Origin of the sequence: Halalkalibacter sp. AB-rgal2, from assembly GCF_041821005.1 — a bacterium.
GTDB lineage: Bacteria > Bacillota > Bacilli > Bacillales > Bacillaceae_D > Halalkalibacter.
Genome location: NZ_JBGUAV010000004.1, coordinates 58,165 through 71,707 on the forward strand (window position 1 = coordinate 58,165; position 13,543 = coordinate 71,707).

At 37.9% G+C, this 13,543-nt stretch carries 10 protein-coding genes; all 10 read right to left on the reverse strand.

Features of this window, described 5'->3' with window-relative positions; translation table 11 throughout:
• Position 1: 1 nt before the first annotated feature.
• The 10 genes from nusA to pyrH all read right to left on the reverse strand — a co-directional run bounded on the left by nusA (position 2) and on the right by pyrH (position 13,489).
• The gene (gene nusA / locus ACERJO_RS04710; protein ID WP_247104007.1) at positions 2 to 1,114 is read right to left on the reverse strand and encodes a transcription termination factor NusA; all 1,113 of its coding nucleotides are present in this window, start codon (positions 1,112 to 1,114) and stop codon (positions 2 to 4) included.
• A gap of 32 nt (positions 1,115 to 1,146) precedes the next feature.
• Positions 1,147 to 1,617: a ribosome maturation factor RimP gene (rimP, locus tag ACERJO_RS04715; RefSeq protein WP_247104006.1), complete on the reverse strand. Its 471-nt coding sequence runs from the start codon at positions 1,615 to 1,617 to the stop codon at positions 1,147 to 1,149.
• Between the two features lie 240 nt (positions 1,618 to 1,857).
• Positions 1,858 to 6,156: a PolC-type DNA polymerase III gene (locus ACERJO_RS04720; protein ID WP_373646717.1), complete on the reverse strand. Its 4,299-nt coding sequence runs from the start codon at positions 6,154 to 6,156 to the stop codon at positions 1,858 to 1,860.
• 109 nt (positions 6,157 to 6,265) lie between these two features.
• Complete coding sequence (locus tag ACERJO_RS04725; RefSeq protein ID WP_247104004.1) at positions 6,266 to 7,972, reverse strand: proline--tRNA ligase; 1,707 nt, start codon at positions 7,970 to 7,972, stop codon at positions 6,266 to 6,268.
• A gap of 37 nt (positions 7,973 to 8,009) precedes the next feature.
• Positions 8,010 to 9,266, reverse strand: a complete 1,257-nt coding sequence (gene rseP, locus ACERJO_RS04730; RefSeq protein WP_373646848.1) for an RIP metalloprotease RseP — start codon at positions 9,264 to 9,266, stop codon at positions 8,010 to 8,012.
• Positions 9,267 to 9,294: 28 nt separating this feature from the next.
• Positions 9,295 to 10,443, reverse strand: coding sequence for a 1-deoxy-D-xylulose-5-phosphate reductoisomerase (locus tag ACERJO_RS04735; protein WP_373646849.1), 1,149 nt, complete (start codon positions 10,441 to 10,443; stop codon positions 9,295 to 9,297).
• Positions 10,444 to 10,497: 54 nt separating this feature from the next.
• Positions 10,498 to 11,295, reverse strand: a complete 798-nt coding sequence (locus ACERJO_RS04740; protein WP_247104003.1) for a phosphatidate cytidylyltransferase — start codon at positions 11,293 to 11,295, stop codon at positions 10,498 to 10,500.
• Positions 11,296 to 11,309: 14 nt separating this feature from the next.
• Positions 11,310 to 12,074 carry an undecaprenyl pyrophosphate synthase gene (locus ACERJO_RS04745; RefSeq protein ID WP_260505860.1) on the reverse strand — a complete coding sequence of 255 codons (765 nt, stop codon included), beginning with the start codon at positions 12,072 to 12,074 and terminating at the stop codon, positions 11,310 to 11,312.
• Positions 12,075 to 12,212: 138 nt separating this feature from the next.
• Positions 12,213 to 12,770 (reverse strand): ribosome recycling factor, encoded by a 558-nt coding sequence (frr, locus tag ACERJO_RS04750; protein ID WP_247104002.1) that lies wholly within the window; start codon positions 12,768 to 12,770, stop codon positions 12,213 to 12,215.
• Positions 12,770 to 13,489, reverse strand: a complete 720-nt coding sequence (gene pyrH, locus ACERJO_RS04755) for a UMP kinase (protein WP_247104001.1) — start codon at positions 13,487 to 13,489, stop codon at positions 12,770 to 12,772. Before pyrH ends, frr begins: the two co-directional genes overlap by 1 nt.
• Between the last annotated feature and the right edge of the window lie 54 nt (positions 13,490 to 13,543).

Genomic DNA, 13,543 nt, shown 5'->3' on the forward strand with positions numbered 1-13,543 from the left:
ATTAAAAGGGTTGGTCTGTACTATATACGTCTTCATCATTTTTGACAGTGATAAAGCCTTCTTCATCAAACAAACCTAATTCCTTTGCATCAGATTCACTTTTAATATCTACTTTCCAACCAGTAAGCTTTGCTGCTAAGCGAGCATTTTGCCCTCGCTTCCCAATTGCTAATGAAAGTTGATAATCAGGAACAATAACCTGTGTCATTTTCTCTTCTTCGTTTACTTTTACCTTTAAAACCTTTGACGGGCTAAGTGCATTCGCAACATACTCAACAGGATCCTCAGACCAACGAACAATATCAATCTTCTCACCTTTTAATTCATTAACGATCGTTTGAACACGTTGTCCTCTTGGCCCTACGCATGAGCCTACTGGGTCTACCTCTGGATTATCAGCATGCACTGCGATCTTTGACCGATCACCCGCTTCACGAGAAACCGATTTAATTTCAACTGTTCCATCATAGATTTCTGGAACTTCTAGTTCAAATAATCGCTTTAAAAGCCCTGGATGTGTACGTGATATAAGAATTTGCGGTCCCTTTGTTGTCTTCTCGACCTTCGTAATATAAGCTTTTATACGATCATTATGACGATACGACTCATTTGGCATCTGTTCATTTAAAGGAAGAAGCGCTTCGACTTTTCCTAAGTCGACATAAATAAAGCGGTGATCCTGTCTTTGAACGATCCCCGTCATAATGTCTTCTTCACGATCGATGAAATCAGCATATATAATTCCTCGCTCAGCTTCCCGAACACGTTGTGTAACAACTTGTTTAGCCGTTTGTGCAGCAATTCGACCGAAATCCTTTGGCGTTACTTCAATCTCCACAACATCATCGACTTCATAGTTTGGATTGACTTTTTGAGCCTCATCTAAAGAGATTTCTAACCTAGCATCAAATACTTCTTCCACGACGGTTTTGCGCGCAAAAACACGAATGCTACCATTTTCTCGATTTACATCGACACGTACATTTTGTACCTGATTAAAGTTTCGTTTATACCCTGAAATAAGAGCAGCCTCAATAGCTTCAATAATAACATCTTTTTTAATACCTTTTTCTTTTTCTAACGTAACTAGTGCATCCATAAATTCACTATTCATGGAGTTTATTTCCCCCTTCCAAAATTAAGAGCTTAAAATACAATCGCCAATCTTGCATTGGCTACTTTATCAATCGGAATTTCAACCGCGCTAGTTCGTGTTTTAACCTTCACTTCAAGCTCTAGCGTGCTATTATCAAATGAAGTTAAAAGACCTTCGAATTCTTTAGCACCTTTAATAGGTTCATATGTCTTCACATAAATATTCTTACCAATTGCCTTCGTAAAATCCTTTTCCTTTTTTAAAGGACGTTCGGCCCCTGGTGAAGAAACCTCTAAGAAGTATGCTTGCTCAATTGGATCAAGCTCATCTAGCTTTTCACTTAAATGTTCACTCACTTTACTACAGTCTTCTAGATCAACTCCACTGTCAGAATCAATGAACACACGTAAAAACCAATTTGGTCCTTCTTTTTTAAATTCAACATCAACTAATTCCAATTGTAGGCTATCAAGAATTGGTGATACCAATTCTGAAGCCATTTCAGTTGTCTTTTTACTCATTAGTACCTCCTTGCTAAACAGCAACCAAAAGGTTCACTCCTCACTTATTATAAGTGATTTCACAAAACCTCATTAAAATTTAGCAATTTATCATGTTCAATTTCATCCCATGGAACAAAGGAAAGAGTGGGTTTCCCCCACTCTTTCTCGTGAATGTATTCTAAGTATTACCATAAATACAATACCATACTCTATACGTCAATGCAATCCTTTCAACAAACGTATCGTTAGAAGAATCATTTAAAACAATGACAATTGATTAGAATCTGGCATATCACCCAAGCAACCGTGTTCATCCAGGTGTTCTAATACGGTCTTCGTTAACTTTGCACGTTGCTGCAAATCTTCTTTAGATAGGAACTCTCCATTTTCTCGTGCCTTTTCAATATTTAAGGCAGCATTTGTCCCTACGCCTGTCATCGCATTAAATGGTGGCAATAATGTCGTTCCTTCTACTTGAAACTCCGTTGCACTAGAACGATAGAGGTCAACCTTCTGGAATGAGAATCCTCGCTCACACATCTCAAGAGCTAGCTCAAGAACGGTTAGTACAGCCTTTTCCTTTGGTGCAGCATCTAATCCTTTTAAGTTGATTTCTTCAATCTTTGCTTTAATTGCATTTGAACCTTTAATCATCGTATCTAAATCAAAATCATCCGCTCTAACGGTGAAATAAGATGCATAGTAAAGAATAGGATGATGTACTTTGAAATATGCGATCCTTACTGCCATTAATACATAAGCAGCAGCGTGTGCCTTCGGGAACATGTATTTAATCTTTTGGCACGAACCGATATACCAATCTGGAACATCATGCTTTTTCATTTCTTCAATCCACTCGGGTTGAAGGCCTTTCCCTTTACGAACAAATTCCATAATTTTAAACGCAAGTGATGGTTCTAACCCTTTGTAAATTAAATAGACCATAATATCATCCCGGCAACCAATGACGTCTTTCAACTCACATATACCCTCATAAATTAATTCATTCGCATTATTTAACCAGACATCTGTTCCATGTGAGAGTCCAGAAATTTGGACTAATTCCGAGAATGTACTTGGTTTTGTTTCTTCGAGCATTTGTCGAACAAAGCGTGTCCCAAACTCCGGTATTCCTAAAGTACCCGTTTTACACATAATTTGATCTTCAGTCACTCCTAGTACATCAGGGCCACTAAAGATTTTCATGACCTCCGGATCATCGGTAGGAATGGTTTTCGGGTCAATTCCACTTAAATCTTGTAACATTCGAATAACAGTCGGGTCATCATGACCAAGTATATCAAGCTTCAAAAGATTATCGTGAATAGAGTGAAAATCAAAATGTGTCGTTTTCCATTCTGCATTTTTATCATCTGCTGGAAATTGAATCGGGCAAAAATCATGTATATCCATATAATCTGGTACAACAATAATACCACCTGGGTGTTGCCCTGTTGTTCGCTTTACACCAGTACAGCCTGAGACAAGACGATCAATTTCTGCTCCGCGCATCATTAAATTATAGTCACTTTGATAACCTTTCACATAACCATATGCTGTCTTCTCAGCAACGGTCCCAATTGTCCCTGCACGGTATACGTACTCCTCACCGAATAGTTCCTTTGTATAATGGTGAGCTCTCGGTTGGTAGGCACCAGAAAAGTTCAAATCAATATCAGGAACTTTATCACCTTTAAAACCTAAGAACGTTTCAAATGGAATATCTTGTCCATCTTTTATATAAGCCGTTCCACACTCAGGACAATCTTTATCTGGTAAATCAAACCCTGAACCAACTGAACCATCGTCAAAGAAATGTGAGTGATGACACTTAGGACAAACATAATGCGGCGGTAATGGATTCACTTCTGTTATTTCTGTCATTGTTGCAACAAATGATGAACCAACTGAACCTCGAGAACCAACTAAATAGCCATCATTTAACGACTTTTTAACTAATTTTTGTGAGATTAAATAAATGACCGCAAACCCATGGCCAATGATACTTTTCAATTCTTTTTCAAGTCGGCTTTCTACAATTTCAGGCAATGTGTCCCCGTAAATACTACGAGCACGATTGTAACTCATATCACGCATTTCCTGATCGGCTCCCTCAATTTTTGGAGTATAAAGGTCATCAGGAATCGGATGAATCTCCTCGATCATGTTTGCAATATGTTGTGATGCCTCTATGACAGCTTTTTTCGCCCCATCTTCTCCAAGAAACCGAAACTCCTCTAGCATCTCATTGGTCGTTTTAAAGTGGACTTTAGGTAGCTGTTGTTTGTTTAATGGATTTGCCCCACCTTGAGAAGCAATCAAGATCTTCCTATGAATATAATCTTTTTCTTCAAGGTAATGAGCATTTCCAGTAGCAACAACAGGCTTATTTAGTTTCTCGCCAAGTTTCACAATGTTTGTCACAATTTCTTGCAAAGCAGAATCATTTTTGACTAGCTCCTTTTCAATTAAATGTGCATAATTGCTTAATGGCTGAATTTCTAAATAATCATAGAAGGTAGCAATTTCTTCTACCTCTTGCGGTGATTTTTGCATCATTCCTTCAAATACTTCACCTTTATCACACGCGGAACCGATAAGCAAGCCAGTTCGCAGCTTATTTAACTGAGATCTAGGAATTCTTGGCGTGCGAAAGAAGTAATCGACATGTGACATCGATACAAGCTTATATAGATTTTTAAGCCCTTCTTGAGTTTGTGCAAGGATAATACAATGGAAAGGTCTTTGACGTTGAACATTACCTTGTCCCATATGATCATTTAACTGGTGATGAGAATGAATCTGACGCTCATTTGCGTCTTTTACCATTTTCCATAATAGATACCCCGTCGCCTCAGCATCATAAATCGCTCGGTGATGACTAACTAATTCAATGTCAAATTTCTTACATAGCGTATTCAACCGGTGATTTTTTAATTCTGGGTACAAAAATCGTCCTAATTCTAACGTATCAATTACAGGGTTTGGTACTTCTCCTAACCCCATCTTTCGGTAGCCAACATTAAGAAAGCCCATATCAAAGCTGGCATTATGTGCGACTAAAATGGCATTCCCCACAAATGCTTTAAACTTTTCAAGTACCTCTTCCACTTCTGGTTGGCCTTTAACCATATCATCTGTAATTCCTGTTAAATCAATAATCGTATTAGACAATGGTTCATGAGGGTCTGCAAATGACTCAAACCGATCAATAATTTCCCCATCTTTTATCTTAACTGCAGCTAATTCAATGATCGTGTTATAAACAGCTGATAAGCCAGTTGTCTCAACATCAAATACGACATATTCATCATCCATCAGGTTTCGCTCTGCTTCGTTATAAGCAATTGGCACTCCATCATCAACTAAGTTTGCTTCAATCCCAAATAGTACTTTAACACCATGTTTCTTCCCTGCTGAATAAGCTTCTGGAAAGGCTTGTACAACACCATGATCGGTGACTGCAATTGCTTGATGTCCCCATTTAGCAGCTTGTTCAACATAACGACCTGCTGAAACGATTCCATCCATTTGGCTCATAGTTGTGTGCAGATGAAGCTCCACACGCTTCTCATCTTCTTTCGCTGTATCTTGCTTCTCTTTAGGGACAACCTGATTAACATCATTACCAATCATAACTAAATCACGAACAAATGTATCATTCTGAACACCACCTCTTACTTTTACCCACATTCCTTTTTTTATCGCTTGTAATAAAGGAACATCCTCCTTATCTCGAGAAAACATTTTCACTAAGATAGAATCAGAGTAATCGGTGATTTTAAATGTTAACAACGTTCTACCGCTTCGCAATTCCCTCGTCTCAGCATTAAATACATAACCTTGTACAGTTATCCGTCGTTCTTCATCCCGGATAGTTTCTAACAAAACAGGGTCATCTTTAATTGAATAGCCAATCATGAGGTTTTTATCGCTAACTTTCTTCTCTACTTGTTCTTCTTGTTTTTTCTTTTCTAAAATAGCCTCCACCACTTTAGAGTGATCTTCCTTCTTGCGATTTTCGACAAATTGCTCATACTCCTGCTTTGATTCGTGAACATTTGTCTCAAGCTGGACAATTGGTAAGCTTAACATTTCCAAGACATCTTGCAATGGTTCCGTTACTTTGCGCTTAAGAGCAACAGCTTCTGTTTCATTTCTAACCGAAATCATAAGTCGCCGACCATCATAACGTGGAACTTGCTTAGCTAGTAAATGTCTAATCCCCTCTGAAATCATTTGTACCTGTGTCACAATGAAAGGCCAATATTCGATCCACTCATCTTCAGACATTTCCTTCTGCTCGTAAATAAACGTAAACTCTACAGCTGCAATATGCTCAAATGCTTGTTTTAATTGAACTGAAAATAGTTCATAGACAGAAGAAGGTACGATCGTTTTTAACTCAATATAAAAATGCCATGTGCGATTCTTTTTATCTATTTGAAGTTTACGTATAAGCCCATTCTCGAAGTGTTGTTGAATGAACTGTTCAGGAAGTTGTATTTGCTGTAATAGTAATAATAACCTTTCTTTACGAATCTGCTCCTCAGGCATCGTTCATCCTCCCCATTTCAACATACGTTCATTTTCATATAAAAACCCTGCTATAAGATTACTTTATAGCAGGGTTTTTGTCGACAATTTATGCTAAAGTCTAAAACGATCATTTCTCTATTAATTGCTTTATTGTTGACTCTAGTTCGTCAATTTTGACCTCTAACATTTCGCCTGTCGCTCTTACTTTCACTTCTACTATTTGCTCAGCTGCTCTTTTTCCAATTGCAATTCGAATTGGTAATCCAAATAAATCAGAATCTTTAAATTTGACTCCAGCTCGCTCAGGGCGATCATCATAGAGCACATCATAGTTCATTTCTCTTAACTGGCTATATAGCTGTTCACCTAGTTGACTTTGTGTATCATCTTTCATGTTGATCGAAATTAAATGGAGATCAAATGGCGATACTTCCTTTGGCCACACAATTCCATTTTCATCATGGTTTTGCTCAACAATAGCAGCAACAGTTCGTGAAACACCAATGCCATAGCAACCCATAATCATCGGTTCTGCTTTACCTTGCTCATTCAAAAAACTAGCACCTAGCGCTTCACTATATTTCGTTCCTAGCTTAAATACATGGCCGACTTCGATTCCTCTTGCAAAACGTATCGTACCTTTCCCATCTGGTGAAGGATCACCTTCTTGAATGAAACGGATATCCGCATACTTAAGCTCAGAAACATCTCGCTCGACATTCACATTTATATAATGATAGTCTTTATCATTCGCCCCACAAATACCATTTACAATCGTTTGAACAGAATGATCGGCAATGATTGTAATATCTTTAACTTGCAGAGGTCCGATAAATCCAGGTTCACACCCTAAATATTCATTTGTTTGAGCAATCGTTGCCAATTCAATGGATTGAGCTCCAGGATACAAATGACTTATTTTAATTTCGTTCACTTCATGATCTCCACGTACTAGTATAAGCACAGGTTCTTCATCAATCATAAACAACAATGATTTAATCGTTTGCGTAGCATCTACATTTAAAAACGCCGTAACCTCTTCAATCGTTTTTACATTAGGAGTTTCCTTCTTCTCAACATCTAATACTCGCTGTTCATTATGGTTTGCTGACACAGCTTTCACTGGAGCAATTTCAATATTAGCAGCAAAATCTGATGCATCTGAATAAGCTATTGTATCTTCACCAATTTCACTTAGCACCATAAATTCATGTGTATCAGTACCACCGATAGCCCCTGAGTCTGCTTCAACCGCTCTAAAATCAAGCCCGCATTTTGAAAAAATGCGCTTATAAGCTTCGTACATAGCTTTATAGCTTTCATCTAAGCCTTCTTTACTTGTATCAAACGAATAAGCATCCTTCATGATAAACTCACGTGAACGTAAAACTCCAAAACGAGGTCGTCTTTCATCACGATATTTCGTCTGAATTTGATAAACATTTACTGGGAGTTTCTTGTATGATTTTATATCGTCACGCACAAGAGACGTAATGACTTCTTCATGAGTAGCACCAAGAACAAAATCACGTTCATGTCGATCTTGCAGTCTCATAAGCTCAGGACCGTATGCCCCTAAGCGACCTGATTCTTCCCAAAGCTCAGCCGGCTGAATAGCTGGCATTAATACTTCCTGTGCACCAGTTGCGTCCATTTCTTTACGAATAATCTCTTCTACTTTTTTTAATACTCTTTTGCCTAAAGGTAAGTAAGAGTAAATTCCTGAAGCTGTTTGCCTAATAAGCCCGGCTCTTAGCATCAATTGATGGCTTTTAATTTCCGCATCAGCTGGGATATCACGAAGTGTAGGTGATAAATAAGTACGTTGTCGCATCCTTCAAATTCCTTTCTATTTAGATACTTGTTCGTTCCTACATAAATAACGTCGTTATATCATTCCATGTTACGACAATAACTAATAACATTAATAAGACAAAGCCAATAAAATGAACAAAGCCTTCCTTCTGTGGGTCAATTGGCTTTCCACGCAAAGCCTCTAATCCAATAAACGTCAATCGACCACCGTCCATTGCTGGTAAAGGCAATAAATTAATAATACCTAAATTTACACTCAATGCAGCTGCCCATTGCATTAACACAAATATTCCTAACGCTGCCGCTTCACCTGTGTAATTATAAATACCGACAGGGCCTGAAACATAGTCTAACTTGAATTCTCCAGTAAACAACATTCCTAACACTTCAAAAATCATTGAAGCAAACATGTATGTTTGAGTGAAACCAAATTGAACAGCTCCGACGATCGAGAATTCTGTCGGACCACGAATACCAACAAACCCTTCATTTTCTCCAAACTGTCCTTCCCTAGCTTCTGGAACAACAGGAATGGATAATGTTTCACCTTCACGCTCTACTTCAAAAATAAGCTCCTCATTTGGGTGTTCTTGAATGATCGATGTCATTTCTTCCCACGTCGATAATGAATGATTATTAATAGACAAGACTACATCATCTTTTTGTAGCCCTGCTGAAATGGCTACCCCATCACTAGTCACATCGCCAATTCTTGCTTCATCAACAGGCATACCTTGCAATAAAGCATAAGCAATTAAAATAACAACCGCTAAGGCAAAATTCATCATTGGCCCTGCAAATATAGCCATCGCTCGTTGACCTACTGATTTAGATCCAAACTGACGATTCCACGGAGCAATTTGAGTTGCTTGTTCATCTTGAATATAGTGTGCTTTCTCATCAATTTCATATTGAACAAGTTCTTCCTCTTGGTTATAAGCTTCTACAACTAGATGCTTTTCCAGATCTATCTTTTCAACTTGCACAACTTGTGCTTCAGGATGCTTTGATTTGTTATTAATGATTATTTGAGAAACTTTTCCTTTTTGATTAAAAACTAAACCAATCTCGTATCCTGGTTTAATTTGAATCATCTCGGGGTCTTCACCAGCCATTCGAACAAACCCACCGAGCGGCAAGAGTCTAATTGTATAAACCGTTTCGTTCTTTTTAAAAGAGTAAATTTTCGGTCCAAATCCAATAGCAAATTCACGGCAAAGTATTCCTGCACGTTTAGCAAAATAAAGGTGTCCCCATTCATGAATGGATACGAGAAGGCCAAAAATAACAATGACCGCTAAAACCGTTTGAATAGATTGCATCTAATGACGACCACCTTTCTTATTTAATCAATGTATTAATGAATTGACGTGTTTCTAAATCTACTGCTACTATTTCTTCTAGTGATGGTTGTTGAATCGCTTCATGTTCAGTCATAGCTTGTTCTATGACTGATTCAATCCCAAGAAACGACAAACGTTTTTGAAGAAAATGAGAAACCGCTACTTCATTTGCCGCATTTAATACCGTCGGCATCGTCCCGCCAATTCGTCCTGCTTCATATGCGAATTCCACACAACGATAGCGTTCGACATCCATCGCTTGAAAATGTAATTGTCCGATTTCTGATAGCTTTAGTCGTTCATTAGTGAAATTTTGAAATCTATTTGGATAAGTCAGCGCATACTGAATCGGTACTTTCATATCAGGAGTTCCTAATTGCGCAATGACACTTCCATCAATGTATTCAACCATTGAATGAATAATACTTTCTTTATGTAGTAATACATCAATCTTCTCGTATGGTATATCAAATAACCAATGTGCCTCAATAATCTCTAACCCTTTGTTCATCATCGTGGCAGAGTCAATTGTAATCTTAGCTCCCATTGACCAATTAGGATGCTGCAAAGCCTCTTGAACGGTTACACCTTTTAAATCAGAACGAGAACGATCTCTAAAGCTTCCACCTGAAGCGGTTAATATTAACTTATCAATTTCACTTCTTTGTTCACCTTGTAAAGCTTGAAAAATAGCTGAATGCTCACTATCAACCGGCAGTAAAGAAACATTGGCACGTTTTGCTTCATTCGTAACAATATGACCTGCTGTCACAAGAGTTTCTTTATTCGCAATCGCTATTGTTTTCCCTTCACGAATCGCCGCTAACGTAGGCGCTAATCCTACACTGCCAATGACAGCATTTACGACAATACTCACTTTCGAAATAGTTGCAACTTCAATTAGTCCTTCATTCCCCCAAACGATTTTTGTATCACTCGGAACTTGATGAACTAACTTGTCATATTCAGTCTTTGACATGACCGAAACAACTGACGGTTTAAATTCATGTATTTGTTCAATTGCTAGATCAATATTTCGTCCAACTGACATCGCTACAAGTGAGAATTGTTTAGGAAACTGTCTAATTACATCAAGAGTTTGTGTCCCTATCGAACCTGTCGCACCTAATAAGCTAATATGCTTCAATCTTTTCACCTACATTATTCCAAGGATTCTTCTTGCTAAACAAACGATATGATTTTAAATTAGCTGAAGCAAATGTAAAATCGGCATCACATAAATCAAACTATCAAATCGATCTAAGATCCCACCATGACCAGGTAATACATTCCCAGAATCCTTTACTGCATAATGACGCTTTAAAGCTGATTCTACTAGATCTCCTAATTGCCCCAATACTGATGCGACAATAATCACAACTAAAGCGAGATAAAAACTGGAAAATAGCGGATATATAAAATGAAACGTAGAACCTATTAATATCGCACCAATAATTCCACCAATCGACCCTTCGATCGTTTTCTTCGGACTAATATCTGGCCATAATTTATGCTTACCTAGTGAGCGACCAACAAAATACGCTGAAGAGTCGGTTGTCCAAATAATGAACAAAATAAAGAAAACAAGCATCATACCCAAATCTGGTATTTCCCTTGTTACAATTAAGTAGTGAAATCCAAAGCCAACATAGACTGATGACACGATTACAAATCCAACTTCATCAAATGTAAACGTATTTTTTGTAAGAACCGTAAACATTAGTAAAGCCAAAATCACAAAGATAAACACTTCTACTTTCGTAAATGAAAATGGAATAACTTGATCATACCATACTGTTGGTACAAGTAATAGCCACATTGAAAGTAAGCTTATAATACCCATTAGCGAGATTGGTCTGATCTTTTTCATCTTTAAAAGCTCAATCATTGCAATCGATGCGACAATCGTTATAAAAAGTGAAAACAACCAACCACCAATGATGACAAAGCTAACAAATAATGCACCACCAATGACTCCTGTAATAATTCGCTGCTTCAAAACCTCGCCCCTCTCTATACACCGCCGTATCTTCTCGCACGTTTTTGATAGACGAAGATCGCTTCAACCAAATGCTGCTCACTAAAATCCGGCCACAATACTTCCGTAAACCAAAACTCACTATAAGCAACCTGCCAAAGCATAAAATTACTTAATCGAATTTCTCCACTCGTACGAATGAGTAAATCTGGATCACGTAATTCAGCTGTCATTAAATGCTCTGTTAATAAATTTTCATTCACTTCGTCTGACTTAATAATTCCTTGCTCTACTTGTTCACTAATTTTTTTTACCGCAAGTGCTATCTCAAATCGACTTCCGTAATTTAAAGCAAAGTTTAGTATGAGTCCGGTATTACCAGAGGTTTGATCAACGGCCTTGTTAACGGCCTTCTTTGTATGTTCTGGTAATTCATTAATACTTCCCATTAAACGCACTTTCACATTTTCTTTCATTAATTGTGGTAACTCAGTCGCTAAGAAGCGTTCGGGAAGTTTCATTAAGAAATCAACTTCTGTTTTTGGACGCTTCCAATTTTCCGTTGAGAATGCGTAAAGTGTTAAGACTTCAACACCTAACTCATTTGCTTTTCGTACAATTTTATTAATGACCTTCATGCCTTCACGGTGTCCAGCAATTCTCGGTAAACCTCTATTTTTTGCCCAACGACCGTTTCCATCCATTATGATAGCAATGTGTTTCGGTATATTCGTTGATAAATGCATTTCATCTTCATCATTCGAACGTTTTGTTCTCCAATTTGTTAGTCTATCAAGCATGTTAAGCGCCCTCCATCTACTTACAGCAGGTTCAACATCTTACATAACTGTACACTTACTCGTTATATGGTAGGATGAAAGTGGAAAAACCCCCTATAAAAAAGAGGGTCTTTAATCTCTATTTTACATGGATCGATCTTACACTTCCATGATTTCTTTTTCTTTATGGTCGGAAACATCATCAACCTTAGCTGTATACGTATCTGTTAATTTTTGCATTTCATCTGTATAACGACGAAGATCATCTTCGGTTAACTCGCCATCCTTTTGTCCTTTTTTCAGTGTATCATTTGCATCACGACGTACGTTACGAATAGCAACCTTTGCCTCTTCAGCTGATTTTTTAACCATTTTCACTAATTCTTTACGACGCTCCTCTGTTAATGGTGGAATCGTTATGCGAATAATAGATCCATCATTAGCAGGTGTTAAACCTAACTCAGATTTCAAAATTGCACGCTCAATTTCACCAATTGAAGACTTATCAAATGGTTGAATGGTCAATAATCGCGCTTCTGGTACCGAAATCGTTGCAAGCTGATTTAACGGAGTTTCAGCTCCATAGTACTCAACTGTTATTCGATCTAGGAGAGCAGGATTTGCTCGACCGGCTCTAAGCTTAGCCAAATCTCTATTTAACGAATCAATCGCCTTTTCCATCCTTGATTTCGCGTCATTAATAATTTCCTTTGACATTATTCATTCCCCCTGACAATTGTTCCAATTTCTTCACCTGTAACGGCTTTTTTAATATTACCTTCTTCCATAATCGAAAAGACAATTAATGGTATGTCATTGTCCATACAAAGAGATGATGCTGTTGAGTCCATAACAGCTAAACCTTCTTTTAACACATCCATAAAGGAGAGCGTTGTATATTTTTTTGCGGAAGCATCAACTGATGGATCTGCGCTGTAAACACCATCGACTTTATTTTTTGCCATAAGGATCACTTCAGCCTCTATTTCTGCTGCACGTAATGCAGCAGTTGTATCAGTAGAAAAATAAGGGTTACCTGTCCCTGCAGCAAAAATAACAACACGTTTCTTTTCAAGATGACGAATCGCCTTTCGACGTATATACGGTTCAGCTACTTGACGCATTTCAATCGAGGTTTGAACTCTCGTTTCAACCCCAATATCTTCAAGCCCATCTTGTAATGCTAATGAATTCATGACAGTTGCAAGCATCCCCATATAGTCAGCAGTCGCACGATCCATTCCTTTTGCACTACCTGCCATACCTCGCCAAATGTTTCCACCACCAACTACAACAGCTACTTCAACATTTAATTCGACAATTTCTTTAATTTGCTTGGCAATAGATTGTATAACCAATGGATCAATTCCATACCCTTGATCACCAGCTAGGGCTTCCCCGCTTAATTTTAAAACTACTCGATTATATGATTTCATAGTGACCTCCGCTCGAACCTGAAGTTTTACCATCTTCTTGTGAAAAAGGGACAC